Origin of the sequence: Micromonospora sp. CPM1 (assembly GCF_023896895.1) — a bacterium.
Taxonomy (GTDB): domain Bacteria; phylum Actinomycetota; class Actinomycetes; order Mycobacteriales; family Micromonosporaceae; genus Micromonospora; species Micromonospora tulbaghiae.
In genome coordinates, this window is sequence record NZ_JAMHIU010000012.1 from 39,821 (window position 1) to 65,755 (window position 25,935).

Genomic DNA, 25,935 nt, shown 5'->3' on the forward strand with positions numbered 1-25,935 from the left:
TCCCAGAGCGTCATCGCCGCCGCCCCAGCGCCGCGCGGACACCACCGGCCAGCAGCGCGACCGCGCCGGCCGCGACCGCGCCGACCACCGCGTACTGCGCGCGCACCCGGCGGCGCACCTGCGCGTACGGGGTGGTGGAGAAGGAGACCAGCTCGTACTGGGAGACGTAGCGGCCGGGCAGCGCCCGTTCCAGCGCGTGCTCGACCTGCTTGCGGGTGCGGAACACCGGCGAGGCGACCTTGTCCCGCATCTCCACGAAGTTCGCCAGCGCCATCCGGGCGATCGCCTCGGCGTTCTCCTGGCGGCGGTGCTGGAACAGCGGCAGCGCGGCGGCCCACTCGTCGTCGCACTCGTCGAGGCAGCGGTCCAGCTCGACCACGTCCTCGAACGCGCAGTTCGCGCCCTGGCCGTAGAACGGCACGATGGCGTGCGCGGCGTCGCCGATCAGGCCGACCTTGCCGGCCACCTGCCACGGCGTGCAGCGCACCGTGCCGAGCACACCGACCGGGTTGTGCTGGTAGTCGTCGACCAGGTTCGGCGCGAGCGGGACCAGGTCCGGGTAGTGGGTGGCGAAGAACTGCTCGATCGCCGCCGGGCTGCTGAGCGAGGCGAAGCTGCGGGTGCCGTGGGTGGGCCAGAACAGCGTGCAGGTGAAGGAGCGGTCCGGGTTCGGCAGCGCGATCATCATCGAGGTGCCGCGCGGCCAGATGTGCAGCGCGCCCGGGTCGAGCGCGAACTCCCCGCCCAGCGGCGGGATGGTCAGCTCCTTGTAGCCGTAGTCGAGGAAGTCCAGGCTCTCGGTCAGGCCGCCGTACGCGAGCAGTTGCCCGCGCACCGCGGAGCCGGCGCCGTCGGCGCCGAGGACGACCGAGGCGGTGGCGGTGACCTTGCCCTGCGGCGTCTCGAACGTCATCTCGCCGCCGAGCGGGTCGAGCCCGACCAGCCGGTGGTCGAAGGCGACGCGCACGTTCGGCAGCGCGGCGGCGGCGTCGAGCAGCGCGTTGTTCAGCGCGCCCCGGCTGATCGAGTTGATCGCCCGGTCCCCGGAGCCGCTGTACGACTGGAACTCCGGCTCGCCCTCGACCGGGTGGATCATGCGGCCGCGCATCGGCAGCGCGTCCGCCATCACCTCGTCCTCCAGGCCGATGCGGCGCAGGGCGTCCAAGCCGCGCTCGGACAGCGCCAGGTTGATCGACCGGCCCCGCTCGACGGTGCCGGTACGCGGGTCGGGCCGCCGCTCGTAGAGGGCCACCGGGTAACCGCGGCGGGCCAGGTAGCAGGCCAGCAGGCAGCCGGCCAGCCCGGCGCCGACCACAGCGATCTCGTCGCGCTCACTCCTCGCGCTCACGAGCCCTCCTTCTCAACAGTTGCCGCCAGCGCCTCGGCGACCCGCCAGCAGTCGTGGTACGTGGAGTAGAGCGGCACCGGCGCGAACCGGACGATGTCCGGCTCCCGGGCGTCGGCGACCACGCCGTGCTCGTGCCGCAGCCGTTTGGTCAGCTCGTTCGCGCTGCCCACCCCGATCCGCACGGAGAGCTGGCAACCGCGGCGGGCCGGGTCGCGCGGGGTGACCACTGTGAGCGGGCGGCCGGGCGTCACCTCGTCGAGCAGCTGCTCCAGCCAGGCGGTGAGCCGCAGGCTGCGTTCGCGCAGCGCCGGCATGCCGACGGAGTCGAACAGCTCCAGCGACGTGCGCACCGGGCCCATCGCGAAGATCGGCGGGTTGGAGATCTGCCACGCCTCGACGGTGGCCGGCGGCCGGGACACCGGCGTCATCTCGAACCGGGTCGCCGCCTCGGTGCTCCACCAGCCCTCGAACCGCGGGATCGACGGGTCGCCGAGGTGCCGCTCGTGGACGAAGACGCCGCCCAGCGCGCCCGGGCCGGAGTTGAGGTACTTGTACGAGCACCAGGCGGCGAAGTCGACGTCCCAGTCGTGCAGCGACAGCGGCACGTTGCCGGCGGCGTGCGCCAGGTCCCAGCCGACCACGGCGCCCGCGGCCCGGCCGGCGGCGGTGATGGCGGGGATGTCCATCAGCTCGCCGGTCAGGTAGTTCACGCCGCCGAGCATCAGCAGCGCCACCGTGTGGCCCTCGCGGGCCAGGAAGTCCAGCACGTCCTCCGTGCCGAGCGTGTCGGAGCCGGGACGCGGCTTGAGGCGGACAACCGTGGTGTCCGGGTCCAGGCCGTGGAAGCGGGCCTGGCTGCGCACGGCGTAGCTGTCCGAGGGGAACGCGCTGTCCTCGATGACGATGCGGGTGCGCTCGCCGGCGGGCCGGTAGAAGCTGACCATCAGCAGGTGCAGGTTGACGGTGAGGGAGTTCATCACCACGGTCTCCGCGGGCAGCGCGCCGACCAGGCGGGCGGCCGGTGCGGTCAGCAGCTCGTGGTACGGCAGCCAGGGCCGCTCCGACTCCAGGTGCCCCTCCACGCCCAGGCGGCTCCAGGCGTCCAGGTCGGCGAGGAGTTCGTCGCGGGTGGCCCGCGGCTGGAGGCCGAGCGAGTTGCCCGCCAGGTACGCCGTGTCGGGGTGGCGGCCGCCGTCGGCGGGCGGGATGTGGAACAGGTGCCGGTGGCCGGGGTCGGCGGCGTCGCGGCGGAGGGCTTCGTTCTCGGGGGTGTGCATGCTGTTCTCTCTCGTCACATCGCGGTGCGGGCCGACCACAGCTCCGGGAAGACCACCCGGGCCATGCTGCGCTGCAACCATGCCAGTCCGGCGGAACCGCCGCTGCCGACCTTGGCGCCCATGGTGCGCTGGACGGCCTTGACGTGGTTCCAGCGCCAGTCGCCGAACTCCTCGGCGATCTCGGTGAGCGCGTCGCCGAGCAGGCGCAGGTGGTTGTCCGGCCCGTTGTCGCCGTAGATCCGGACCCAGGCCGCCTCGATCGCCGGGTGCGCCTCGTGCTCGGCGTTCACGTCCCGGGACAGCAGCTCGTCCGGCACGTCGAAGCCCTTGCGGGCCAGCAGCGCCACCACCTCGTCCCACAGGCTCGGCGTGGCGAGCGCGGCGGTCAGCTCGTCGTACACCTCGGTCTGCCGGCGGAACGGGCGGATCAGCGCCCGGTCGCGCAGGCCGAGCAGGAACTCCAGCTGGCGGTACATCGCGGACTGGAAGCCGGAGCCCTCGCCGAGCCGGTCGCGGAAGCGGTTGAAGTCGGCCGGGCTCATCCAGCGCAGCCCGTGCCACGCGGCGTTGAGGCCCTCCAGGTGCAGGGCGGCCCGGCGCAGCGGGGGCAGCGCCTCCCAGATCCGGTCCTCGCGCAGCTCGCGCTTGGCGTGCCGCAGCTCGTGGCAGGTCAGGCCGAAGTACAGCTCCATGATCTGGCTGACCATCAGGAAGGACATCTCGCCCGGGTCGTCGCTGAGCGGCTCCTGGAGCCGGTGCAGCGTGCTGGCCCGCACGTACGCGTCGTACGGCACGCGGTCGGCGAACTCCAGCGTCGGCTCGCCGCCGTTGCGTGCCGCCCGAGCCGCCCGTTCCTGGGGGGTTACCGGGCGCACCGCCGTCGTCTGTTCCACAGTCATTCTCCGTCCGTGCGCGGGGTAGACGTCATGATCCCGCTGGTGGGCGGCCGAATGGAATGCCTGTTCAACGGCGGTATGGTGGTCTCACTTCGCGAACCGAAACCATCTCGCGTCGCCGCCTTTACGGAAGGAAGGTCCGCGCGTGGACGACATGGACTGGGCGCTGCTGCGCGAGCTCCAGGCCGACGCCCGGCTCTCGTACAGCGAGTTGTCCCGCCGGGTCCACCTGTCGCCGCCCGCTGTCGCCGAGCGGGTACGGCGGCTGGAGGAATCCGGTGTGATCACCGGCTACCACGCCCACGTCGACCTCACCCGGGCCGGGCGCACGGTGCTCGCGCTGATCCGGATGTCCTGCTACGGCGCGCGCTGCATCCTCAACGACCCCGACGTCGCGGGCTGGCCGGAGATCATGGAGATCCACCGGATCACCGGCGACGCGTGCAGCATGCTCAAGGTCGCCGCCACCAACATGGGCGAGTTCGAGGAGGTCATCGACCGTCTCGCGCCGTACGGGCAGCCGTCCAGCACGATGGTGCTCTCCACCCCGCTGGCCTGGCACCCCGTGGTCAAGGCGCCCCGTTAGCTTCCCCTGCCCTCCGGGAAAGCAGGCGCCGCTGCCCGTCAGTGGTCCGGCGCACCGTCGCGCCGGGAGGGGGGAACCATGCGAGGGCTCCTGTCACATCGTGCGTTGTCGTCCGTGTTGGGCCTGCTCGGCCTGGTCGCGGCGTTCGTCCTGACCACCGCGCCGCCGGCCCGGGCCGGGGAGAGCGTCTTCATCGAGGTGACGCCGAACAGCGTCCAGGCCGGTTCCCGGGTGAACCTGCGCGCCGGGTGCGACAACAGCAACAACCGCCAGGCGCAGGTCACCTCCGACGCCTTCGGGCGGGTGACGCTGCGGCCGGACAACGGCTTCCTCAGCGGCTCCGTCACCGTGCCCGGCAACAAGGCGCCGGGCGACTACCCGGTGAACCTGGACTGCTCCAACGGCAACACCGCCTCGACCATGCTCACCGTGCTCAACATGGCGCAGCCGAGCAAGGGACCGGCGACCGGCGGTGGTGGCACCGCGGGTAGCCGGGGCGCCGGCTCGCTGCTGCTGGTCGGTGGCCTGGTCGCGGTGGCAGTGGTCGCCGGTGTGAGCGCCCGCCGTAAGTCCGGCGGCCGCGTCTGACGAGAGGTGCCGCAATGGCCCGCTCATCGCGCCGCCGGGACCGTACCGGCCCGGCGGCGGACCGCAGACGCCGCGCCGCCGCCCGTCCCGGCCGCCGGTCGCCGCAGCGCACCGGCCGGCTCCGGGCCGCGCTGCGGCTGACCGCCGGAGCCGCGCGCCGGTTCGCCCACGTCGCCGGGCACGCGTTCTCGGCCAGCGTCGCCACCGCCGACCCGCAGTCCCGGCCGGTCCCGGCCCGCGCCGCCAGGACCACCACCCGCCGGTACGCCCCGAGCCGCAACCCGGGTGTCCCGGTGCTCGTGGTGGCGAGCGTGATGGCGCTGATCGTGGCCATGCTCGGCGTGGAGCGGGTGACCGGCGTCAGCGTGCTGCCGGACCGGATCGTCGCCGGCCTGCGCCCGCCGCCGAAGAAGTTCCCGGTGCTGCCGGCCAGTCCACCGACCGGCCTGAGCATCGGCAAGCTCGACCTGCGTGCGCCGGTGCACCGGGTGGGCATCGCGCCGGACGGCAGCATCGCCGTGCCGGACGTGGAGCGGGCCGGCGAGGTCGGCTGGTACGACCAGGGCCCCACCCCCGGCCAGTACGGACCGGCCGTGCTCGTCGGGCACGTCGACACCACCACCGGTCCGGCCGTCTTCCACGGGCTGAGGGAGCTGGACGACGGCGACCGGATCGAGGTGACGCGGGAGGACCGCTCGGTGGCGGTGTTCGAGGTGACGTCGATCGAGCGGTACGGCAAGGAGAAGCTGCCGGTGGAGGACGTCTACGGCGACTTCAGCCGGCCCAACCTGCGGCTGATCACCTGCGGCGGGCGCTGGGTGGGGGGCGAGACCGGGTACGCGGACAACCTGGTCGTCTACGCCTCGCTGGTCAAGGCGCGCTGAGCGGGCCGGTCAGGCCGCCTCGGGCTCGGGCTCGCGCAGGTCGAGCCAGTCCGCCCAGCGCGGGTCGGGGGCGCGGTGCCCGAGCACCCGCCAGGCGGCTCCTTTGGGCGCGGCCGGCAGGTGGTGCAGCCGCCAGCCCAGCTCGGCGGGCGTCTTGTCGCCTTTGGTGTGGTTGCAACGCGCGCACGCGGCGACCACGTTCTCCCAGGCGTGCCGGCCGCCCCGGCTGCGCGGGAAGACGTGGTCGATGGTCTCGGCGGGCCCCCGGCAGTACGCGCACCGCCATCCGTCGCGGGCGAACACGGCCCGCCGGGACAGCCCGACGTGGGTGCGGTACGGCACCCGGACGTAGCGGGTCAGGCGTACCACCGAGGGCACCGGTAACGCGTTGCGCGCGCTGTGCAGGATGCCCTCGCCGTCGGCGACGCAGACCGCCTTGGCGGACAGGACGAGGATCGCGGCACGACGCACCGACACGACGCACAGGGGCTCGTAGGTGGCGTTGAGAACGAGTGCACCGGAGCCCGCCGTGGGTCGTATGTCAGGCATCGCGCTCACCCTCCCGGTCCAGTCGCTCCCGCCTCGTCTGCGCCGGAACCGCCCCGCGGACAGCGCGGAACGGCTCCGACGCCGGCCGGATCACCGACGTCCGTTGCGCCAATAGTCCCTGATCGCGCCCCGGATTGCACGTACTAATCCGGGCTACCCCCTGCGGTAGCGACACTTCGCCGAGGTGGCGGTGTCCGCCGCTCGTCAGCGGTGCGGTACGAAAGCAGGGTGAACGTCTCCGACCTGATCTCCGCCCTGCTGTCGGCCTTCTCCGACCGGCGCCCGGACTGCCAGGGCAGCAGTTCCTGCGAGTTCCTGTACCGGCTCACCGGCTCCGCCTGGTTCGCCGAGAGCAGCTACTGGATCCTGCTGAAGCCGCTACGGGTCGCGTTGATCCTGTTGATCGCGGTGGCCGCCCGGTGGGCGCTGCACCGGACCATCAACCGGCTGGTGCGGACCACCACCCAGGGCGCGGTGCCGACCATGCTCCGCCCGCTGCGGGAACGCATCCCCAGCGCCACGCTCGAACCGGACCAGTTCGTGCCGGAGCGGCGGCGGCAGCGGGCCGAGGCGATCGGGTCGGTGCTGCGCAGCATGGTCACCGCGTTCGTCTTCGGCATCGCGCTGCTGATGGTGCTCAAGGAGTTCAGCTTCGACCTGGCCCCGCTGCTGGCCAGCGCGGGCATCGCCGGCGTGGCGCTCGGCTTCGGCGCGCAGAGCCTGGTGAAGGACCTGATCGCCGGCCTGTTCATGTTGATAGAGGACCAGTACGGCGTCGGCGACACCGTCGACCTGGGCGAGGCCACCGGCGTGGTCGAGGCGGTGGGGCTGCGGGTCACCACGGTCCGGGACGGCCGCGGCGTGCTCTGGTACATCCGCAACGGCGAGATCGTCCGGGTCGGGAACAAGAGCCAGGGCTGGGCGCTGGTCGTGGTCGACCTGCCGATCGGTTTCGCCGGCACCGAGGAGGCCACCGCCGTGCTGCGTACCGCGGCGGCGTCGGTGGCGCTGGACCCGGAGCTGGCGCCGAGCATCGTGGAGCAGCCGGAGGTCCTGGGCGTCGAGCAGATGACAGTCGACGGCGCGGTGATCCGTACCGTCGTCAAGACCACAGCGGACGGGCAGTTCGCGGTCGGGCGCGAGCTGCGCCGGCGCCTCGCGGAGGCCTTGGAGAACTCGGGGATCGTCGCGCAGATCGCGGCCGCCCGGCTGTTCCCCGGCCTGCCGGTCCAGCCGCCGGCGCCGCCCGCCGCCGAGGGTACGGGCACCGGCGGACCCACCTGAGCCGCCGGACGAGCCGGGCTATTTTCCGGGGTTCCGCACCGCGCGGCCCCTCGGGTATCGTCCGTTCGTTCAGTCGGAGATGCGACGATCAATCCGTTCGCCCTAGCCAGTTGTCAGACGATCGGGCAGAATCCGGTGCACACGCTCCACCGGGGGGCGTGCTCGTGTCCTCGCTGATCGGTTGATCTGACGACGGTTCCCGGTCGGGCCATCACAAGTGGTCGACCAGGAACGATGGAGGCGACGGTGTCCGACGCGCGACCCGCCCGGGAGGGCCCGGCCACCTTCCGGGACGTCTTCGGTCAGTCGGAGTTCCGCGCCATCTTCGCCGCCAACACCCTGTCCTGGGTGGGTGACTACCTGGCCCGCGCCGCGGTCACCGTGCTCGTGCTGCGCGAGACCGATTCGGTCGCGCTCTCCGCCGCCGCGTTCGCCGCCAGCTACCTTCCGTGGCTGGTCGGCGGACCGCTGCTCTCCGCGCTCGCCGAGCGGCACCACTACCGGCGCGTCATGGTGGTCTGCGACGTCCTCCGGATGGCGCTGATGGCGCTGGTCGCGATGCCCTGGATGCCGACCTGGTCGGTCTTCGCGCTGATCTTCCTGGCCACGCTCGCCAACCCGCCGAGCCAGGCGGCGCGGTCCGCGCTGATGCCGCACATCCTGACCGGGGACCGGCTGGTCGTGGGCCTGTCCGCGTTCACCAGCGCCGGCCAGGCCGCCCAGGTCGTCGGCTACCTGATCGGCGCCACGGTGGCGGCGCTCAACCCGAACACCGCGCTGCTCGTCAACGCGGTGACCTTCGCCGTGTCGGCCGCGATCGTCCGCTTCGGCGTACGCGAGCGGCCACCGGCGATGACCGAGGTGCACCGCAGCCACCTGCTGCGGGAGACCGTCCAGGGTTTCCAGATCGTCTTCGAGCGGCCGGTGCTGCGCGCCATCGCGGTACTGGTGTTCAGCGCGATGCTCTTCTCGATCGTCCCCGAGGGGCTGGCCGCGGGCTGGGCCGCCGACCGGACCGACGGCGGGATGGACGCCGGCACCGCCCAAGGGCTGATCATGGCCGCCGTCCCGGTCGGATACATCCTCGGCGGGCTGACCATCAGCCGGCTCGTCGGCCCGGACCGGCGGCTGACGCTGATGCGACCGTTGATGATCATCGCGCCGGCGACGCTCGTACCCGCGCTGTTCAATCCGCCGCCAGCCGTGGTGGCGCTGCTGGCCGCCGGGTGCGGCTTCGCCGTCGCCGGGCTCGTCCCGGTCGCCAACGGCCTGTTCGTGCAGGCGCTCCCGGACGGCTTCCGGGCCCGGGCGTTCGGCGTCATGGCCAGCGGCACACAGATCATCCAGGGCGCCGCGGTGCTGGCCACGGGCGCGCTCGCCGAGCGCTTCTCGGTCCCGTCGGTGGTCGGCGTGTGGAGCGCCGCCGGGGTGCTGATCATGTCTGTGGCGGCACTCGCCTGGCCCCGGCCGCAGGTGATCCACGACGCCATCGCGACGGCCCGCGCCGAGTCGCCGGCCGGCGGCGGAACCGCGCACGCGCCCGCGCGCGGCCCCGCGTCGGGTGACCGGAACCACGAGCACGGCCGACGCCGGCACGCGGTGACGTGATCCGCGCCGCCCCGCGGCCGGGCGCAGGCGCCGGGTCGCACCTGGCAGGATGGAAGCGTGACTTCCCCAGGCGAGTCGATGACCCTCTTCGAGGCGATCGGCGGTGAACCGGCCTTCCGCAAGCTGGTGGACGAGTTCTACGCCGGTGTCGCCGACGACCCGCTGCTGCGGCCGATGTACCCGGAGAAGGACCTGGGCCCGGCGGCGGACCGGCTGACCCTGTTCCTCATCCAGTACTGGGGTGGCCCGCACACCTACTCGGAGCAGCGCGGCCACCCGCGGCTGCGGATGCGGCACGCTCCGTACCGGATCGGCGCGGCCGAGCGGGACGCCTGGCTGCTGCACATGCGCCGGGCGGTGGACGCGCTCGACCTGCCGCCGCAGCTCGCCGCCGCGCTCTGGGACTACCTGGAGCGGGCCGCCTACTTCATGGTGAACGTGATGGAGGATCCGGCCGCCGGCTGAGCCCGGCCGGCCCGGCTCAGAGCAGGGCACCCTCGTCGTGCAGCCAGTCGACGAACGTGACGGCGACCGCGGCGCCGCAGTCGAGCATCTCGACGAGCAGTGCGTCGTGGGCGCCGGCGCCGAGCGGGACCTGCAACTCGGCGTAGATCGGGAGCTGACCGCGCTCGGTCGGGTCACCGATGTACGCCTTGCAGAAGCGCCGGGTGTGGTTCCACTCGTTCACCACGCGGTAGGCCCGGTCGGCCCAGTCCGGCGGGACCGTCGCGTGCGGGCGGGCCCGCATCACCAGGATCTCGTCCTCCGGACCCTCCAGCGCGACCAGCACGGCGTGCCGCTCCCACATGGCCAGCAGGTTGCCGTCGCCGTCGGCCAGGTAGCGGACGTCGAGCAGGTCGAGCGCGTCGCAGACCCGGCTCAGCGTGACCGGCGCGACGGTGGCCGGCATGTCCGCGAGGGCCGGCCGCTCGGGTGGCGCCACGTCGTCCCCCGGCTGGCGAGGGGTCGGTGGGCCGACCCGGATGGTGTCATCCACTGTGGTCCCGCTTCGAGTCTCCGGCTCCCCGCCAGCGGCGGGACCAGGGCGCCATGACCACCACGGCATCGCTCGCGCACCTCACTCCCCAGCGGATCCGGACGCCTACGGTGCGTTGGATCCGAGGATGGACGGTACCCGGACAGACGGCGTGAGGCATCCCCCCAACGACCGCCCCAAACCGGAAGGACGAAGCGGGGTCATCCGTTCGGATGACCTGGCGTCGGCCTGAGTGCAAGATCGGCGACGGTACGCGACCAGGCCGCCCCGAACGGTCCGACGAGTCCGACCCATCGGCCCGCCGTGCGCACCTGAACGTCGTCCGCACCTGCGCCGAGGAAACCCATCCGGACCAGGGCCTGCACCAGCCGCTGCGACACCTCCACGGGCGTGCGCGGCGCCTCGTCCGGGGTCACCACCACCGCGACGTGGTCCAGCAGCGCGTCCCGCAGCACCCGCTGCCCGACCGCCCGGCCCGCCACCCCGTGCGTGGCCGCCTCGCGCAGCGTCCCGGCCGCCGCCTCCGCGATCCGGCGCAGCTCGGCGCCGGGCAGCGCCTCCACCGCCCGGCTCGCCGCCGGTGGGAGCTGCCACCGCCAGCCGTCGTCCCGGCGTACCGGGAGCGCCCCGCCGCCGGCGGAGAGTTCGGCCAGCAGCTCCCCCGCGGCGACAGTGACGTCCCCGGGGGCGGTGCCCGGCACGGTACGGACCACGAGCACGCCCCACGGCAGCCGCGCCCAGAGGGCGGTACGGCCCGCACCCGGCACCGGCCGCAGCCGCACCAGTGTGGCCGGGTCGAACCGGACCAGCCGGGCCAGGAACGCCCCGGCGTCGGCCGCCCCGGTCAACCCGTGCCCGGTCATCCGCTGAGCCCCGGCGCGTAGCGGAGCAGGAACGCCCGCTCCTCCGGCGAGATCCGGCGCGGGCGCTGCTCCGCCAGGTCGAACGGCACCAGCAGCGACCGGGCGGTGCCGGCCAGCGTGTCGCCGTCGTACAGCTCGTACGCGACCGAGAAGGAGGCGGCCTTGATCTGGTCCACCCACAGCTCGATCCGTACCGTCGGCGCGGCCTCCGCGCTGGCCCGGCCGAGCGCGTAGTCGACCGGGCGCAGGTAGTCGACCTCGTGCCGGCGGATGACCACACCGTCGGCGAACGAGCCCACTCCCCACGCCCGGCCGCCGGCGAACATCATCGCCACCCGGGCCTCCTCGTAGAGCGTGAGGAAGCGGGCGTTGTTGACGTGGCCGTACGCGTCCAGGTCGGACCAGCGCAGCGCGCAGTGGTAGACGAAGCGGTCAGTCACGGGTGAGCTTGCGGTAGGTCACCCGGTGCGGACGGGCCGCCTCGGCGCCGAGCCGGTCGACCTTGTTCTTCTCGTACGCCTCGAAGTTGCCCTCGAACCAGAACCACTTGGCCGGGTTCTGGTCGTCGCCCTCCCAGGCCAGGATGTGCGTGGCGACCCGGTCCAGGAACATCCGGTCGTGGGAGATCACCACGGCGCAGCCGGGGAACTCCAGCAGCGCGTTCTCCAGGCTGGACAGCGTCTCCACGTCCAGGTCGTTCGTCGGCTCGTCGAGCAGGATCACGTTGCCGCCGATCTTCAGCGTCAGCGCCAGGTTGAGCCGGTTGCGCTCGCCGCCGGAGAGCACCTTGGTCGGCTTCTGCTGGTCCGGCCCCTTGAAGCCGAACGCGGCGATGTACGCCCGGGACGGCATCTCGACCTTGCCCACCATGAGGTGGTCCAGCCCGTCGGAGACGACCTCCCAGACGGTCTTGTCACCGTCGAGGCCCTGCCGGTTCTGGTCGACGTACGACAGCGAGACGGTCTCGCCGACCCGGACCGACCCGCTGGTCGGCTGCTCCAGCCCGACGATGGTCTTGAACAGCGTGGTCTTGCCGACGCCGTTCGGGCCGATGATGCCGACGATGCCGTTGCGGGGCAGCGAGAACGACAGGTCGTCGATCAGCACCCGGTCACCGAACGCCTTGGTGAGGTTCTGCGCCTCGATGACCGTGTTGCCCAGGCGCGGGCCCGGCGGGATCTGGATCTCCTCGAAGTCCAGCTTCCGGGTCTTCTCCGCCTCGGCGGCCATCTCGTCGTACCGGTCGAGCCGGGCCTTGGACTTGGTCTGCCGCGCCTTGGCGTTCGAGCGGACCCACTCCAGCTCCTCGGAGAGGCGCTTCTTCATCTTGGCGTCGCGGCGTCCCTCGACGGAGAGCCGGGCGGCCTTCTTCTCCAGGTAGGTGGAGTAGTTGCCCTCGTACGGGTAGGCCCGGCCGCGGTCCAGCTCCAGGATCCAGTTGGCCACGTTGTCCAGGAAGTACCGGTCGTGGGTGATCGCCAGGACGGTGCCGGCGTACTTGGCGAGGTGCTGCTCCAGCCACTGCACGCTCTCCGCGTCCAGGTGGTTGGTGGGCTCGTCGAGCAGCAGCAGGTCCGGTGCCTCCAGCAGGAGCTTGCACAGCGCCACCCGGCGGCGCTCACCACCGGAGAGCGTGGTGACGTCGGCGTCCGGCGGCGGGCAGCGCAGCGCGTCCATCGCGAGTTCGAGCTTGGAGTCGATGTCCCACGCGTCGGCGGCGTCCAGATCCTCCTGGAGCTTGCCCATCTCCTCCATCAGCTCGTCGGAGTAGTCGGTGGCCATCTGCTCGGCGATCTTGTTGAACCGCTCCAGCTTGGCCTTGGTCTCGGCGACCGCCTCCTCGACGTTGCCGAGGACCGTCTTGGCGTCGTTGAGCGGCGGCTCCTGCGCGAGCATGCCGACGGAGTAGCCGGGCATGAGCCGGGCCTCGCCGTTGCTGGGCCGGTCCAGCCCTGCCATGATCTTGAGGAGGCTGGACTTACCGGCGCCGTTCGGACCGACCACCCCGATCTTGACACCCGGCAGGAAGTTCAGCGTCACGTTGTCGAGCACGACCTTGTCGCCGTGCGCCTTGCGCGCCTTGTCCAGGACGTAGATGAACTGGGCCACGGTGCGGGCTACCTCCGTCGGTTGCGATCGCGGGCTTGTCGGGTGCGGGGGGCCGGCGTCGATCTCCGCCGGCCGCCGCCGGCCGGGAGCCGGCCGCACGCACGCCGCCGTCAATCCTGACAGGTACGGACCGCGACGCCCACATCACCCCACCCCAGGGGTACGGCGGCGCGCCTCGTTGCCGACACGGGTACTACTCGTTAACGTCGGCAGTATGACCAAGAAGATCGCCATCAGCGTGCCCGACGACGTGGCCGAACGACTGGCCCAGGAGCCGAACGTCTCCGCGTTCGTCACCGAGAGCGTGCGGCAACGGATGGCGGGCGAGCGCACCCGGCGCACGCTCCGGCAGGTCGGCTTCCGGCTGTCCGACGGCGGGCTCGCCGACGCGGGCCACGCGCTCGACGAAGCCCAGGCGAAGATCACCCCGGAACTGCGCGCCCGGGCCGCCGCGTTGCTGAGCGAGTCGACACGTGGACGGCCGACCCGTGACTGACCCTGGGCTGGTGCTTGACACCGCGTGCCTGCTGGCCTACTCGGAGGGCACCGAGGCAGTCGGGGAGCAGATCGCGTCGGTCGCGGACCGGGGGCAGACGTTGATCGTGCCGGCGCTCTGTCTCGCCGAGGCGTACCGGCAGATGGCCGTCGACGGCTGGCGCCTGCTGGACATCCTCGGCGATCTCGACCACGTGGTCGTCACCCCCGTGGCGCACGACATGTGCATGTTCCTCGGCGGCTGGTCGCGCACGCTCCTGAGCATGGACCTCGCCCAGGTGGCGCTGGAGGCCGCACGGGCCACCACACCGATCATGAGCGACCGGCGGGAACTGCTCGGTGAGGTGCTGCCCAAGGAGTGGCCGATCATCGACCTCTGAACCGCCGGTGTCGACAAGATCACGCGATGGGTTCGGCGGTTCTGGGACGGGTAGGTAACTCCGGCACGGGGGATCAGACGCCGCAGCTACGCTCAGTACGCTCATCGCGGTGGACCCGTCAGTACCCGGAGGTGGCCGATCGTGACCGTCCGTAGCTCCTTTGTCGTAGTGGCCAACCGCCTGCCGGTCGACGAGGTGAGCACACCCGAGGGGCGGCAGTGGCGGCGCAGCCCCGGCGGGCTGGTGACCGCGCTGCACCCGGTGCTGGCCGAGCACCAGGGCACCTGGGTGGGGTGGGCCGGCGGCACCGGCGCCGCGCCCGAGCCGTTCGACCTGGAGGGCATCCGCCTGCACCCGGTGCCGCTGAGCGCCGAGGAGCTTGAGCGCTACTACGAGGGCCAGTCGAACGCCACGATCTGGCCGCTCTACCACGACGCGGTGGAGACGCCCGCCTACAAGCGGCGCTGGCGCGAGGCGTACCGGCTCGTCAACGCCCGGTTCGCGGAGGCCGCCGCCGACGTGGCCGCCGAGGGCGCCACGGTCTGGGTCCAGGACTACCAGCTCCAGCTCGTGCCGGCGATGCTCCGGGAGCTGCGGCCGGACCTGCGGATCGGCTTCTTCCTGCACATCCCGTTCCCGCCGATCGAGCTGTTCATGCAGATGCCGTTCCGCACCGAGATCCTGCGTGGACTGCTCGGCGCGGACCTGGTCGGCTTCCAGCAGCGGCTGGCGGCGCAGAACTTCGTCCGCCTGGCCCGGCACCTGCTCGGCCTGCGCTACGAGGGCCAGATGATCCAGGTCGACGGCCGGCAGGTGAAGGCGGGCGCGTTCCCCATCTCGATCGACACCAAGGAGATGGAGCGGCTGGCCGAGGATCCGGCGATCCAGGCCCGGGCCAAGCAGATCCGGGAGGAGCTGGGCAACCCGAAGACGATCATCCTGGGCGTCGACCGGCTCGACTACACCAAGGGCATCGAACTCCGGCTGAAGGCCTTCCGAGAACTCCTCGCTGACGGAAAGTTGACAGTTCCGGACGCGGTTATGGTGCAGGTCGCCACGCCCAGCCGCGAGCGTGTGGAGCACTACCAGGCACTTCGGGTGAAGGTGGAACGCGAGGTTGGCCGGATCAATGGTGAATTCGGCCGGGTCGGCGTGCCTGCCGTGCATTATCTGCATCAGTCGTACAGTCGCTCCGAACTGGCCGCGATGTACGTCGCGGCCGACGTGATGATGGTGACCCCGCTGCGAGACGGAATGAATCTGGTGGCCAAGGAGTACGTCGCATCGCGCGCCGACCAGGGCGGCGCGCTCGTGCTCAGTGAGTTCGCCGGCGCCGCGACAGAGCTGCGCCAGGCGTTCCTGTGTAATCCGCACGACCCGGACGCGGTGAAGGACGCGTTGCTGCGGGCCGTGCATGTCGAAAAGCCCGAAGCCCGCCGCCGGATGCGCGTCATGCAGCGCCATCTGCGCAGCCACGACGTGGGCCACTGGGCCAAGTCGTTCCTCAGCGAGCTCGGCGTCCCCGATACGGAGGCTGCGTGACCTCGCCCGCCCCCGCCGCCTCCCACGGCGGCGTGCTGGATCCCGAACTGCGTGCCGCCATCGGCCGTATCGCCCGGGTTCCGCAACTCCTGGTCGCCTGCGACTACGACGGCACACTGGCGCCGATCGTCGAGGACCCCAGCAAGGCCGTGCCGCTGCCCGAGTCGGTGGCGGCCGTACGCGCGCTCGCCGCACTGCCGCAGACGAGCGTCGCCGTCGTCTCCGGCCGGGCGCTGCGCGACCTGGCCACACTCTCCCGGCTGCCCAGCGAGGTGCACCTCGTCGGCAGCCACGGCTCGGAGTTCGACATCGGCTTCGTCGAGCGGCTCACCCCCGAGCTGATCGCGGTCCGGCACCGGCTCCGTGAGGCGCTGCGCGAGATCGCCGCCGAGCATCCGGGCATCCGCCTGGAACGCAAGCCGGCCAGCGTGGCCGTGCATACCCGGGGCGTCGACCCGCACGTCGCCGCCCGGGCCGTCGAGGCGGTCCGCAACGGCCCCGCGACCTGGGAGGGCGTGACAGTCACCCAGGGCAAGGAGGTCATCGAGCTGTCGGTGGTCGTGACCAACAAGGGCACCGCTGTCGACCAGCTCCGCACCCAACTCGCCGCGAGCGCGGTGCTGTTCATCGGCGACGACGTCACCGACGAGAACGCCTTCGGCAACCTGACCGGGCCGGACGTCGGCATCAAGATCGGTCCCGGGGAGACCCGGGCCGACTACCGGGTGGCCGAGCCGATCGAGGCGGCCCGCGCGCTGGGGCTGCTGCTGGAGACGCGGCGGCACTGGCTGTTCGGCGAGCGGGCGGTGCCGATCGAGCGGCACTCGATGCTGGCGAACGGCCGTACCGTCGCGCTCGTCACGCCGGAAGCCAAGATCACCTGGCTGTGCCACCCGAAGCCGGACTCGGCGGCGATCTTCGCCGACCTGGTCGGCGGCAGCCCGGCCGGGCACTTCACGGTCGGCCCGGAGCGGGGCGGCATCCCGCTGGGCCAGCGCTACCGCAGCAACACGATGACCGTCGAGACCCGCTGGTCCGGCCTGACCGTGACCGACTGGCTCGACCTGCCGGTCCGCGAGACCACGCCGGACGACCCGGCCGTGGTCAGCGGCGACTCGACACTGGTCCGGGTGCTCAGCGGCACCGGTCGGGCCCGCGTCGAGTTCGCGCCGCGCCCCGAGTTCGGCCAGGTGGCGGTGCAGCTCCAGCCGCTCGACGACGGCCTGCTGGTGCTCGGCTCCAACGAGCCGGTCGCGCTGCACTCCCCCGGCGTCGAGTGGGAGGTCACCAACGACGCCGGGTACGAGACCGCGAAGGCGGTGGTCGACCTGTCCGCGGCCGGCGGCCAGGTGGTGCTGGAGCTGCGCTTCGGCACGCAGAGCCTGGAACCGCACCGGCTGCCGCTGCACGAGCGGCAGGCCGCCGCGGAACAGCCCTGGAAGGACTGGGTGGCCTCGCTGCGGCTGCCCGCGACCGCCCGGGACCTGGTCGCCCGCAGTGCGCTGACGCTGCGCGGCCTCTGCCACGAGCCGACCGGCTCGATCCTCGCCGCGGCCACCACGTCGCTGCCGGAGGAGCTGGGCGGTGTCCGCAACTGGGACTACCGCTACTGCTGGCTGCGGGACGCCGCGATGACCGCCCGCGCGCTGGTCGACCTCGGCTCGACCGAGGAGGCCGAAGGGCTGCTGCGCTGGATCGACGGCGTGGTCGAGCGCACCGGCGGGCACCCGGAGCGGCTGCACCCGCTCTACACGGTGGACGGCTTCGAGCTGGGCGCCGAGGCGGTCATCGACACGCTGCCCGGCTATGCCGGCTCCCGGCCGGTACGCGTCGGCAACCTCGCCAACCACCAGCTCCAGCTCGACGTCTTCGGCCCGGTCGCGGACCTGATCGCGGCGGTGGCCGACGCCCGGGGCTCGATCCGCGACGACGAGTGGCGGGTGCTGGAGAACATGGTCGAGGCGGTACGCCGCCGCTGGCACGAGCCCGACCACGGCATCTGGGAGGCCCGCCTTCCCCCGCGGCACCACGTCTTCTCCAAGGTCATGCTCTGGATGACAGTGGACCGGGCGCTGCACGTCGTACGCCGGCACGGCGGCGAGGACCGGCCCGAGTGGGTCGAGCTGCGCGACCGGATCGCTTCGAACGTGCTGGAGCACGGCTGGCACCCGGAGGCCGAGGCGTACAGCGTCGCCTACGGCTACGAGGAGATGGACGCCTCGTCGCTGTGGATCGGCATCTCCGGGCTGCTCGCCGGCGACGACCCGCGCTTCCTCTCCACCGTCCTCAAGATCGAGGCGGAGCTGCGCAGCGGGCCGGTCGTCTACCGGTACCACTGGGACGACGGCCTGCCCGGGCGGGAGGGCGGCTTCCACATCTGCACGTCGTGGCTGATCGAGGCGTACCTGCGCACCGGCCGCCGCAGCGATGCCGAGGAGCTGTTCACCCAGATGCTCGACACGGCCGGGCCGACCGGGTTGCTGCCGGAGCAGTACGACCCGCTGGCCGAGCGCGGGCTGGGCAACCACCCGCAGGCGTACAGCCACCTCGGTCTGATCCGCTGCGCCCTGCTGCTGGACAACATGCTCAAGCAGTGACCTGACCGAGCGCCCGGACGGCGGCGGGGACCCAACGGTCCCCGCCGCCGTCCCCGTCCCACCCAGCCCCGCCCCGTCCCACCCCGCCCTGGCCCGGCGATCTTGCACTTACTGCCCCGACAGAGGGGACATAACGGACCCCTGGCAGGCACCAAGTGCAAGATCGGCGCCGTCAGGCGCGCGCGTCAGGGCGTCAGGGCGTGGACCACGTCGCCTACGACCACGATCGCGGGTGGGCGCAGGGCGGCGGTCTCGACGTCTTGCGCGACCGTGCCCAGCGTGGAGCGCAGCGTGCGCTGGGCCGCCGTCGTGCCCTCCTGGATCACCGCGGCGGGGGTGCCCGCCGGCTTGCCGTGCGCGATCAGGGTCGCGGCGATGGCGGCGAGGTTCTTCAGGCCCATCAGGATCACGAGTGTGCCGCGCAGCCCCGCCAGGGCGTCCCAGCGTACGAGCGACGCGGGCGCGTCGGGCGCGAGGTGCCCGGACACCACTGTGAACTCGTGCGCCACGCCCCGGTGGGTCACCGGCACCCCGGCCACCTCCGGCACCGCGATCGCGCTGGTCACACCGGGCACCACAGTCACCGGCACGCCCGCCTCGGCGCAGGCCAGCAGCTCCTCGCCGCCGCGGCCGAAGACGTACGGGTCGCCGCCCTTGAGCCGCACCACCACCTTGCCGGCCCGGGCCCGGTCCACCAGGATCCGGTTGATCTCCTCCTGGGCACGCGACGGCCCGTACGGGATCTTGGAGGCGTCGACCAGTTCGACGTCCGGGCGCAGCTCGTCCAGGAGCAGGCCGGGCACGAGCCGGTCGGCGACGACCACCTCGGCCTCGGTGAGCAGCCGCCACCCCTTCACGGTGATCAGCTCCGGGTCGCCCGGTCCGGCGCCGACGAGCGCGACCCGTCCCCCGGCGGCGCCTTCCGCCTCGGGCGACGGCGCGAACCCGGGGCCGGTCCGCGCGCCCAGCAGGTCCCGCACGGCGTCGCGGACGCCCATCGCGCGGCGCGGGTCGCCGCCGCCGAGGACCGCCACGGTGACCGGGCCGTGCCGGGTCACCGCCGGCGTCCACGCGCTGGCCGCCGTGCGGTCGTCGGCGCGGACGCAGAAGATCCGCCGTTCGGCCGCGGCGGCGCTGACCGCGGCGGCGGCGGCCCGGTCGTCCACGGCCACCTGGACCAGCCAGGCGCCGTCCAGGTCGCCAGGGGCGAACCGGCGCGGCTCCCAGTGCAGCCGCCCGGCGTCGACGTGCGCGCGCAGCGCCGGGGTCAGTTCGGGCGACACCAGCAGCACGTCCGCGCCGGCGTCGAGCAGCGCGGGCACCCGCCGGGTGGCGACCGCTCCCCCGCCGACGACGACCACGCGCCGCCCGCCCAGCCGCAACCCCAGGGGGTACGGGCTCGGCGGCGTCGGCCCGGTCACTTCTCCGCCACCCCGGCGGAGTCGAACGTGGCCACCTCGTGCAGCACCCGGACCGCGCCGGTGACCACGGGCAGGGCGAGCAGCGCCCCGGTGCCCTCGCCGAGCCGCAGTCCCAGGTCGATCAGCGGCTCCAGGCCGAGGTGCCGCAGCGCCGCCGTGGCACCCGGCTCGGCGCTGCGGTGCCCGGCGACCATGGCGCCCACCGCGTCGGGCGCGAACGCGGCGGCGGCGAGCGCGGCGCTCACCGCGATCACGCCGTCGAGCAGCACCGGCACCCGTCGCGCGGCGGCGCCGAGGATCAGGCCGGTCAGCGCGGCGTGCTCCAGCCCGCCGACTGTGGCCAGCACGCCCAGCGGGTCGGCCGGGTCGGGCTCGTGCCGGGCCAGCGCGGCCCGCACGACCGCCACCTTGCGGGCGTACGTCTCGTCGTCGACCCCGGTGCCCCGCCCGGTGGCCGCCTCCGCGTCGACGCCGGAGAACGCGGCGATGAGCGTGGCGGACGGGGTGGTGTTGCCGATGCCCATGTCGCCGGTGAGCAGGATGCCCGCCCCGGCGTCGATCAGCTCACCGGCGACCCGGATGCCGGTCTCGACGGCCGCACGGGCCTCGTCCCGGGTCAGCGCGGCGGTGACCGTCATGTCCCGGGTGCCGGGGCGGACGTTCGCGGCCACCAGACGCGGCCCGGCCGGGTCGGCGGACTCGGCGCCGGGGATCGGGGTGGCGACGCCGACGTCCACCACCGTGACCGAGGCGCCGGCCTGGCGGGCGAACGCGTTGACCACCGCACCGCCGGCCAGGAAGTTGGCGATCATCTGGGCGGTGACCTCCTGCGGCCACGGGGTCACGCCCTGGGCGTGCACGCCGTGGTCACCGGCGAAGATCGCCACCGCGGCCGGCTCGGGCAGCGGCGGCGGGCAGGCGCCGGCCAGCCCGGCGAGGCGTACCGAGAGCGGCTCCAGGGCGCCGAGCGAGCCGGCGGGCTTGGTCAGCCGTCCCTGCAACTCGCGGGCCGCCGCCATGGCGGCCTCGTCGAGCGGCCGGATCGCCGCGACTGTGGACTCCAGCATCATGCCTCCAGGATCCGTGCCAGCGTCTCGATGAACGCGTCGGTGGTGCCCCGGTCGCGTACGGCGATCCGGAGCCAGTCCGGGCCGAGCCCGGGGAACGTGTCGCCCCGGCGTACCGCCCAGCCGTGCGCGCGCAGCCGCTCGCGTACGTCGGCGGCACCGGCCACGTGGATCAGGACGAAGGCGGCGGCCGGGCGCCCCGCCACGCGTACCCTCGGCAGGCCGGACAGGCGGGCCACCAGGTGGTCGCGGTCGGCGGCGAGTTCGGCGGCGATGGCGCGTTCGGCCGCGACGGCGGCCGGCGCGGCGCAGGCGGTGGCGGCGGCGAGCGCCGGGGTGGAGACCGCCCAGAGCGGCTGCGCGGCGGCGAACCGGGCCAGCAGCGCGGCGTCGCCGAGCAGGTAGCCGATCCGCAGCCCGGCCAGGCCCCAGGTCTTGGTGAGGCTGCGCACCACCACGAGGCCGGGCAGGTCGCGGCGGGCGGCGAGGGACTCGGGCTCGCCGTCGACGCCGGGCGCGGCGGTGGTGTCGGCGAACGCCTCGTCGACCACGAGCACCCGGCCGGGACGGGCCAGCGCGGCGATCGTGTCCGCCGGGTGCAGCACCGAGGTCGGGTTCGTGGGGTTGCCGATCATGACCAGGTCGGCGTCGTCCGGGACGCGGGCCGGGTCCAGGCGGAAGCCGTCGGCCGGGTCGAGCAGCACCCGGTCGACCCGGTGCCCGGCGGCGCGCAGCGCGGCCTCCGGCTCGGTGAACTGCGGGTGCACCACCACGGGGTGGCGGACGCCGGACAGCGCGCGGGCGATCAGGACGAATCCCTCGGCGGCGCCGGCGGTGAGGAGTACCTCCTCCGGGGGTCGCCCGTGCCGGTGAGCGACGGCGGCGCGGGCCGGCGCCGGGTCCGGGTACGCGGCCAGGTCGCCCAGCGCGGCGACGACCGGGTCGGCCAGCCAGTCCGGCATCGGGGCGCGGCGCACGTTCACCGCCAGGTCCACCAGGCCGGGCGTGGCCTCGGCGTCCCCGTGGTGGCCCAGGTCGGGCTCGTCGAGCGCGGCGGCGCTCCCGGTCGGTGCTGCGGGCATGTCCGCGATCCTGCCGGGTAGCCGCCGCCCGGGACAGCGCATCCCGGCGTGGGTCGCGTCACGGTCCGCCAGTTTATGAGTTCTTCTCATTTCCGAATCGGAAATGTCATAGCTTGACCCCGTGAGCAGTCGTCCCCTTGCTTCCGCTGGCCGTCTCGTTCCCCTTCTCCGCGCCGGGCTGATCGCCGGCATCGTGGTCGCCGCCGCCCTGTACCCGCTGGTCGCCGTCACCGGCATCGGGGCCAAGGCCACCGCGCACGCGATCGAACAGAAGACGAGCATCCTCAAGACCGCGCTGCCGGCCGAGACCTCGTACGTCTACGCGCCGGACGGCAAGACGGTGCTGACGATGTTCTACGAGGAGTACCGGCAGTACACCAAGATCGAGAGCATGTCGCCGAACATCCAGCAGGCGATCGTCGCCGCCGAGGACAACCGCTTCTACCAGCACCACGGCGTCGACCCGAAGGGCGTGGCGCGTGCCTTCGTCTCCAACGCCCGGTCCGGCGGCGTCTCCCAGGGCGCCTCGACGATCACCATGCAGTACGTGCGGATGGCGCTGCGGGACAGCGCGACCACGCCCGAGGAGGTCCAGGAGGCCACCCAGCAGACCAGCCTGCGCAAGGTCAAGGAGATGCGCATGGCGCTGGACATCGAGAAGCACCTGAGCAAGGAGCAGATCCTGGAGCGCTACCTCAACTCGGCCTACTTCGGCCACCGCGCGTACGGGATCTACGCCGCCTCGCAGATCTTCTTCTCCAAGACGCCGGCCACGCTCACCCCGGTCGAGGCGGCCACGCTGGCCGGGCTGGTGAAGTCACCGTCGGAGTACGACCCGATCACCTCGGACCAGAAGGACGCCACCGGCCGGCGCAACTACGTGCTGGACAACATGGCCCGCCTCGGCTACCTGTCACCCGATGCCGCCGCCGCGGCGAAGGGCCAGCCGATCAAGCTGAAGCTGACCGACCCGCCGAACGACTGCGCCGCGATCGACGGCGGGCACCGCAGCTGGGGCTTCTACTGCGACTACCTGAAGAACTGGTGGAGCTCCCAGCCCGCGTTCGGCGAGAACCGGCTGGAACGGATGGACAAGCTGCGCCGCGGCGGCTACCGGATCGTGCTCGCGCTCGACCCGAAGACCCAGGCGGCGGCGGAGAAGAACGTCGGGGCCAAGGACAACACCGGCAGCCCGTTCGCCAACGGAATCGTGGTCGCCGAGCCCGGCACCGGGCGGATCAAGGCGATGGCGGTGAACCGGAACTACTCGCTCGACCTGGCCGAGAACCCGAACAGCTCGAACCCGGAGGCCGGCCCGAAGGTCAAGGCGAACTACCCGAACACGGTGGCGCCGCTGCTCGGCGGCGGGACGCTACCGGGCTACCAGGCCGGGTCGACGTTCAAGATGTTCCCGATGCTCGCCGCGCTCAACGCCGGGATGCCGCTGTCGACCGCGTACGACTCGCCGTACACGTACAAGTCGGCCGTCTACGACGGGTGGGCACCGTCCAACGCCAGCGGCGCGATGACCGGCCGGCAGACCATGTGGTCCGGGTTCGGCAAGTCGGTGAACACCTACTTCGTCCAGCTGGAGGAGAAGATCGGCGCGGACGCCGGGGTGCGCCTGGCCGAGCAGCTGGGGCTGCGCTGGCGTACCGACGTGGACAAGGAGCAGGCGTCGCCGGGGAAGGCGAAGAAGTGGGGCGCGTTCACGCTCGGCGTCTCCGACGCCACCCCGCTGGAGATGGCGAACGCGTACGCCGCCATCGCCGCCGACGGACGCTACTGCGAGGCCATCCCGGTCAACGCGATCATGAACCGGGACGGCACGCCCGCCACGTACACGACGGCGGGCGGGGTGCAGCGGGAGGTCGCCAAGCCGCGGTGCCGGCAGGTGGTGAACGCCGACGCGGCCCGCGCCGCCACCGACGCGGCGCGCTGCCCGACCGGCGACACCCCGGCCAAGGGGAGCTGCGGCGGCTGGTCGACGGCCGACAGCGTGCGGGGTACGGTCGGCCGCCCGGTCGCCGGCAAGACGGGTACGACAGACAGCACCCGGTCGGCGTGGTTCGTCGGCTACACGCCGGAGCTGGCGGCGGCGAGCTTCATCGCCGACCCGGACAATCCGTTCAACGCGGTGGGCGACGGGCAGTCGCAGATCCCGGTGAACGCGGTGGCGCAGACCTTGCGGGACTCCCTGAAGGGCCAGCCCACCCGCCAGTTCACCCCACCCTCGGACCAGATAGTCGGCTGATCCCCTCTGTTCCGCCCGGGGGTGCGCCCGGGTAGTTGATCAAGGAGTTTGCGTCAGGGATCGAACGATCTCCAGACGCGAACTCCTTGATCGACGTTGAGAGAGGGGCGGTCAGCGGAGGTCGGCGGCCACGAAGGACCACAGCTCCAGGTCGACCCGGGCGCCCCTGACGAAACCGGCGTTGCGCAGCAGTCCCTCGTAGCTGAAGCCGGCCTTCTCGGCGACCCGCCGCGACGCCACGTTGCCGGCCGCCACCCGCAGCTCCACCCGCTGGAACCCGTGCTCCAGGATCAGCGCGATGGCCACCGCGTCCACCGCCTCGACCGCCAGGCCGTAGCCCCGGGCGTGCGGCGCGATCGCGTACGACAGCTCGGTGAGCCGGGCGCCCCAGTCGGTGCGGCGGGCCCAGAGCGAGCCGACCACCCGCTGGTCCTCCCGGCGGACCACCGCCCAGTGGTCGCCGTCGCCGCTGTCCCGCCGCTGCCGGGCCAGCTCGGTGCACCACGCCCGCCCGTCGATCTGCCCGGACGCCTCGGCCAGCGGCAGCCAGCGCTGCGTCTGCCGGTCGGCGAACACCTCGTCCACCGCCTCCGCGTCGGCGGCGACGAGGTGCCGCACCTCGATGCGCGGGGTGGAGACGGTGAGCGCCGGGAACCGGCGTACCGCCACCTGCCCGATCACGCCGACGCCCCCACCGGCGCCAGCGCGGCGGCCACCAGCCGGGCCGCGATGTCCGGGTGGGCGGCCCAGTGCGGCACGAGCTGCGAGGCGTGCACGGCCTGCCGGACGAAGCCCTCCGGGTTGCCGCCCTCCCAGCGCCAGGCCGGCCGCTCCCCGGCGCGCGGAGTGAGCACGGCGGCGTGCTGCTTGTGGCCGGTCACCGTGGCGCCGGCCGCAGCCACCACGCTGTCGGTGACCGCCGTGGCCGTGCGGTAGCCGACCACCAGGCCGTCCCGGACCGTGCCGACCGCGTCGAGCACCCCGCACATGGGCAGGCCGTCCAGCTCCCGGGCCAGCCAGAGCAGGCCGGCCCCCTCGGCGATCACCGGACGGCCGGAGCGGGCCAGCTCGGCCACCGCGATGCAGAGGCGGCGGTTGGCGGAGAGCTGCTCCGCGTACGTCTCGGGCAGCCCGCCGCCGACGACCAGCGCGCGGGCCCCGGCGGGCAGCGCCTCGTCGCGCAGCGGATCGAGCGTCACCACCTCGGCGCCCGCCGCACGCAGCAGCTCGGCGGTCTCGGGGTGGCTGTAGGTGCCGGCCGGCCCGCCGGCGAGCGCCACCACCGGCCGCTCCCCCGACGGCTGCGGGGCGTCGGCCGGCTCCGGCGACCACGGCTCGACGGTGAGCGCGGGGGCGGAGCGGGCCAGCGCCAGCAGCCGGTCGAGGTCGACGGTGGCGGCCACCGCCTCACCGAGCCGGCGTACGCCCCGTTCGGCGTCCGCGTCGGCGCGCACCACGGGCCCGGTGCCGAACCTGCGGGCGGGCAGCACCGGGGGCAGCTCGTGCCGGCGCAGCGCCCCGTAGACCGGCACGCCCACGTCGTCGAGCGCCTCGCGCAGCAGCGCCTCGTGCCGGGGCGAGGCCACCCGGTTGAGGATCACGCCGCCCAGCCACAACTCGTCGTCGTACGCCCGGAAGCCGTGCACCAGCGCGGCCACCGACTGGCCCATCGCGGCCACGTCCACCACGAGCACCACCGGACTGCGCAGCGCCGTGGCGACGGCCGCCGTGGACTCGCTCTCCGGTCGCCCGGCGACCGAGTCGTAGAGGCCCATCGTGCCCTGCACCAGCGCGAACCCGGCGCCGGCCGCGCCGTACGCGAAGAGGGGGGCGATGCGCTCCGGGCCGACCAGTCGCGGGTCCAGCGTGCGCCCGGCGCGCCCGGCGGCGAGCCCCAGATACGCCGCGTCCACCTGGTCCGGCCCGACCTTGAACCCGGCCACCGGGATCCCCCGGTCGGTGAGCGCCGCGAGCAGGCCGAGGGAGACGGCGCCGGTGCCGTGTCCCGAGGAGGGCGCACTCAGCACGACGCGCGGCACGTCGGTCATCATCGACTCCTGGTGTGGGTGGTTTCCGCCCGCGTGACCATACCCGTCCGGCCCGGCGCG

General features: G+C 73.1%; 24 protein-coding genes. 11 read left to right on the top strand and 13 right to left on the bottom strand.

The annotated features are described in order from the left end of the window. Nucleotides 1-10: 10 nt before the first annotated feature. From M8C11_RS16425 to M8C11_RS16435, 3 genes are read right to left on the bottom strand one after another with little or no spacing between them, the layout of a single operon-like run. A complete protein-coding gene (locus M8C11_RS16425) occupies nucleotides 11-1,348 on the bottom strand; it encodes an NAD(P)/FAD-dependent oxidoreductase (protein ID WP_252450192.1) in 1,338 nt (445 codons plus the stop codon). Then, a complete protein-coding gene (gene kynU, locus M8C11_RS16430) occupies nucleotides 1,345-2,625 on the bottom strand; it encodes a kynureninase (RefSeq protein WP_252450193.1) in 1,281 nt (426 codons plus the stop codon). Before kynU ends, M8C11_RS16425 begins: the two co-directional genes overlap by 4 nt. Nucleotides 2,626-2,639: 14 nt before the next feature. Further along, a complete protein-coding gene (locus M8C11_RS16435; RefSeq protein ID WP_120573576.1) occupies nucleotides 2,640-3,524 on the bottom strand; it encodes a tryptophan 2,3-dioxygenase in 885 nt (294 codons plus the stop codon). 142 nt (nucleotides 3,525-3,666) lie between these two features. Here M8C11_RS16435 and M8C11_RS16440 point away from each other — a divergent pair, with 142 nt between their 5' ends. The 3 genes from M8C11_RS16440 (at nucleotide 3,667) to M8C11_RS16450 (ending at nucleotide 5,579) form a co-directional block, all read left to right on the top strand. After that, nucleotides 3,667-4,107, top strand: coding sequence for an Lrp/AsnC family transcriptional regulator (locus M8C11_RS16440; protein WP_091423095.1), 441 nt, complete (start codon nucleotides 3,667-3,669; stop codon nucleotides 4,105-4,107). 78 nt (nucleotides 4,108-4,185) lie between these two features. Beyond that, nucleotides 4,186-4,695, top strand: coding sequence for a hypothetical protein (locus tag M8C11_RS16445; RefSeq protein ID WP_252450194.1), 510 nt, complete (start codon nucleotides 4,186-4,188; stop codon nucleotides 4,693-4,695). Between the two features lie 14 nt (nucleotides 4,696-4,709). Continuing rightward, nucleotides 4,710-5,579, top strand: a complete 870-nt coding sequence (locus tag M8C11_RS16450) for a class F sortase (protein WP_252450195.1) — start codon at nucleotides 4,710-4,712, stop codon at nucleotides 5,577-5,579. A gap of 9 nt (nucleotides 5,580-5,588) precedes the next feature. Here M8C11_RS16450 and M8C11_RS16455 read toward each other — a convergent pair whose 3' ends face one another. Then, complete coding sequence (locus M8C11_RS16455; RefSeq protein ID WP_013288071.1) at nucleotides 5,589-6,128, bottom strand: HNH endonuclease; 540 nt, start codon at nucleotides 6,126-6,128, stop codon at nucleotides 5,589-5,591. Between the two features lie 255 nt (nucleotides 6,129-6,383). On the opposite strand from M8C11_RS16455, the gene M8C11_RS16460 reads away from it, so the two are divergent. The 3 genes from M8C11_RS16460 (at nucleotide 6,384) to M8C11_RS16470 (ending at nucleotide 9,485) form a co-directional block, all read left to right on the top strand. Continuing rightward, on the top strand, nucleotides 6,384-7,412 hold the full coding sequence (locus M8C11_RS16460) for a mechanosensitive ion channel family protein (protein ID WP_256486828.1): 1,029 nt from the start codon (nucleotides 6,384-6,386) through the stop codon (nucleotides 7,410-7,412). A gap of 234 nt (nucleotides 7,413-7,646) precedes the next feature. Then, the gene (locus M8C11_RS16465; protein ID WP_252450197.1) at nucleotides 7,647-9,020 is read left to right on the top strand and encodes an MFS transporter; all 1,374 of its coding nucleotides are present in this window, start codon (nucleotides 7,647-7,649) and stop codon (nucleotides 9,018-9,020) included. A gap of 78 nt (nucleotides 9,021-9,098) precedes the next feature. Beyond that, nucleotides 9,099-9,485 (top strand): globin, encoded by a 387-nt coding sequence (locus M8C11_RS16470; RefSeq protein ID WP_252450559.1) that lies wholly within the window; start codon nucleotides 9,099-9,101, stop codon nucleotides 9,483-9,485. Between the two features lie 16 nt (nucleotides 9,486-9,501). On the opposite strand, the gene M8C11_RS16475 is transcribed toward M8C11_RS16470, so the two are convergent. The 4 genes from M8C11_RS16475 to ettA all read right to left on the bottom strand — a co-directional run bounded on the left by M8C11_RS16475 (nucleotide 9,502) and on the right by ettA (nucleotide 12,989). Then, nucleotides 9,502-10,086: a YbjN domain-containing protein gene (locus M8C11_RS16475; protein WP_252450198.1), complete on the bottom strand. Its 585-nt coding sequence runs from the start codon at nucleotides 10,084-10,086 to the stop codon at nucleotides 9,502-9,504. 131 nt (nucleotides 10,087-10,217) lie between these two features. After that, nucleotides 10,218-10,880, bottom strand: a complete 663-nt coding sequence (locus tag M8C11_RS16480) for a hypothetical protein (RefSeq protein ID WP_252450199.1) — start codon at nucleotides 10,878-10,880, stop codon at nucleotides 10,218-10,220. Further along, nucleotides 10,877-11,320, bottom strand: a complete 444-nt coding sequence (locus M8C11_RS16485) for a thioesterase family protein (protein WP_252450200.1) — start codon at nucleotides 11,318-11,320, stop codon at nucleotides 10,877-10,879. The genes M8C11_RS16480 and M8C11_RS16485 overlap by 4 nt, the downstream gene beginning before the upstream one ends. Next, nucleotides 11,313-12,989: an energy-dependent translational throttle protein EttA gene (gene ettA / locus M8C11_RS16490; RefSeq protein ID WP_252450201.1), complete on the bottom strand. Its 1,677-nt coding sequence runs from the start codon at nucleotides 12,987-12,989 to the stop codon at nucleotides 11,313-11,315. The genes M8C11_RS16485 and ettA overlap by 8 nt, the downstream gene beginning before the upstream one ends. A 214-nt stretch (nucleotides 12,990-13,203) precedes the next feature. Between ettA and M8C11_RS16495 the strand changes: the two genes are divergently transcribed. The 4 genes from M8C11_RS16495 (at nucleotide 13,204) to otsB (ending at nucleotide 18,003) form a co-directional block, all read left to right on the top strand. Then, nucleotides 13,204-13,485, top strand: coding sequence for a hypothetical protein (locus M8C11_RS16495; RefSeq protein ID WP_121685652.1), 282 nt, complete (start codon nucleotides 13,204-13,206; stop codon nucleotides 13,483-13,485). A gap of 10 nt (nucleotides 13,486-13,495) precedes the next feature. Beyond that, on the top strand, nucleotides 13,496-13,864 hold the full coding sequence (locus M8C11_RS16500) for a hypothetical protein (protein ID WP_252450202.1): 369 nt from the start codon (nucleotides 13,496-13,498) through the stop codon (nucleotides 13,862-13,864). A gap of 141 nt (nucleotides 13,865-14,005) precedes the next feature. Beyond that, complete coding sequence (locus tag M8C11_RS16505; RefSeq protein ID WP_013288079.1) at nucleotides 14,006-15,406, top strand: trehalose-6-phosphate synthase; 1,401 nt, start codon at nucleotides 14,006-14,008, stop codon at nucleotides 15,404-15,406. Continuing rightward, the gene (gene otsB / locus M8C11_RS16510) at nucleotides 15,403-18,003 is read left to right on the top strand and encodes a trehalose-phosphatase (protein WP_120573565.1); all 2,601 of its coding nucleotides are present in this window, start codon (nucleotides 15,403-15,405) and stop codon (nucleotides 18,001-18,003) included. Before M8C11_RS16505 ends, otsB begins: the two co-directional genes overlap by 4 nt. A 185-nt stretch (nucleotides 18,004-18,188) precedes the next feature. Here the strand turns inward: otsB and cobA are convergent, their stop codons facing one another. Genes cobA through cobC form a run of 3 tightly spaced genes read right to left on the bottom strand, consistent with a single transcriptional unit; the run spans nucleotide 18,189 to nucleotide 21,573 of the window. Continuing rightward, the gene (cobA, locus tag M8C11_RS16515) at nucleotides 18,189-19,424 is read right to left on the bottom strand and encodes a uroporphyrinogen-III C-methyltransferase (protein WP_252450203.1); all 1,236 of its coding nucleotides are present in this window, start codon (nucleotides 19,422-19,424) and stop codon (nucleotides 18,189-18,191) included. Continuing rightward, the gene (gene cobT, locus M8C11_RS16520; protein ID WP_252450570.1) at nucleotides 19,421-20,491 is read right to left on the bottom strand and encodes a nicotinate-nucleotide--dimethylbenzimidazole phosphoribosyltransferase; all 1,071 of its coding nucleotides are present in this window, start codon (nucleotides 20,489-20,491) and stop codon (nucleotides 19,421-19,423) included. Before cobT ends, cobA begins: the two co-directional genes overlap by 4 nt. After that, nucleotides 20,491-21,573, bottom strand: coding sequence for an Rv2231c family pyridoxal phosphate-dependent protein CobC (gene cobC, locus M8C11_RS16525; protein WP_252450204.1), 1,083 nt, complete (start codon nucleotides 21,571-21,573; stop codon nucleotides 20,491-20,493). Before cobC ends, cobT begins: the two co-directional genes overlap by 1 nt. Before the next feature lie 121 nt (nucleotides 21,574-21,694). On the opposite strand from cobC, the gene M8C11_RS16530 reads away from it, so the two are divergent. Beyond that, nucleotides 21,695-23,827 carry a transglycosylase domain-containing protein gene (locus M8C11_RS16530; protein WP_252450205.1) on the top strand — a complete coding sequence of 711 codons (2,133 nt, stop codon included), beginning with the start codon at nucleotides 21,695-21,697 and terminating at the stop codon, nucleotides 23,825-23,827. 111 nt (nucleotides 23,828-23,938) lie between these two features. Here M8C11_RS16530 and M8C11_RS16535 read toward each other — a convergent pair whose 3' ends face one another. Together M8C11_RS16535 and M8C11_RS16540 are read right to left on the bottom strand one after the other, a co-directional pair. Further along, the gene (locus M8C11_RS16535; protein ID WP_091423050.1) at nucleotides 23,939-24,508 is read right to left on the bottom strand and encodes a GNAT family N-acetyltransferase; all 570 of its coding nucleotides are present in this window, start codon (nucleotides 24,506-24,508) and stop codon (nucleotides 23,939-23,941) included. Continuing rightward, nucleotides 24,505-25,875: a cobyrinate a,c-diamide synthase gene (locus M8C11_RS16540; protein WP_252450206.1), complete on the bottom strand. Its 1,371-nt coding sequence runs from the start codon at nucleotides 25,873-25,875 to the stop codon at nucleotides 24,505-24,507. The genes M8C11_RS16535 and M8C11_RS16540 overlap by 4 nt, the downstream gene beginning before the upstream one ends. Nucleotides 25,876-25,935 lie beyond the last annotated feature (60 nt).

What these genes read in the sequence shown, in the direction of transcription:
- kynU (WP_252450193.1), bottom strand. Translation starts at nt 2,625, where the DNA reads ATGCACACCCCCGAGAACGAAGCCCTCCGCCGCGACGCCGCCGACCCC.
- M8C11_RS16435 (WP_120573576.1), bottom strand. Translation starts at nt 3,524, where the DNA reads ATGACTGTGGAACAGACGACGGCGGTGCGCCCGGTAACCCCCCAGGAA.
- M8C11_RS16445 (WP_252450194.1), top strand. Translation starts at nt 4,186, where the DNA reads ATGCGAGGGCTCCTGTCACATCGTGCGTTGTCGTCCGTGTTGGGCCTG.
- M8C11_RS16450 (WP_252450195.1), top strand. Translation starts at nt 4,710, where the DNA reads ATGGCCCGCTCATCGCGCCGCCGGGACCGTACCGGCCCGGCGGCGGAC.
- M8C11_RS16455 (WP_013288071.1), bottom strand. Translation starts at nt 6,128, where the DNA reads ATGCCTGACATACGACCCACGGCGGGCTCCGGTGCACTCGTTCTCAAC.
- M8C11_RS16465 (WP_252450197.1), top strand. Translation starts at nt 7,647, where the DNA reads ATGGAGGCGACGGTGTCCGACGCGCGACCCGCCCGGGAGGGCCCGGCC.
- M8C11_RS16470 (WP_252450559.1), top strand. Translation starts at nt 9,099, where the DNA reads ATGACCCTCTTCGAGGCGATCGGCGGTGAACCGGCCTTCCGCAAGCTG.
- M8C11_RS16475 (WP_252450198.1), bottom strand. Translation starts at nt 10,086, where the DNA reads ATGCCGTGGTGGTCATGGCGCCCTGGTCCCGCCGCTGGCGGGGAGCCG.
- M8C11_RS16480 (WP_252450199.1), bottom strand. Translation starts at nt 10,880, where the DNA reads ATGACCGGGCACGGGTTGACCGGGGCGGCCGACGCCGGGGCGTTCCTG.
- M8C11_RS16495 (WP_121685652.1), top strand. Translation starts at nt 13,204, where the DNA reads ATGACCAAGAAGATCGCCATCAGCGTGCCCGACGACGTGGCCGAACGA.
- cobT (WP_252450570.1), bottom strand. Translation starts at nt 20,491, where the DNA reads ATGCTGGAGTCCACAGTCGCGGCGATCCGGCCGCTCGACGAGGCCGCC.
- cobC (WP_252450204.1), bottom strand. Translation starts at nt 21,573, where the DNA reads ATGCCCGCAGCACCGACCGGGAGCGCCGCCGCGCTCGACGAGCCCGAC.
- M8C11_RS16540 (WP_252450206.1), bottom strand. Translation starts at nt 25,875, where the DNA reads ATGACCGACGTGCCGCGCGTCGTGCTGAGTGCGCCCTCCTCGGGACAC.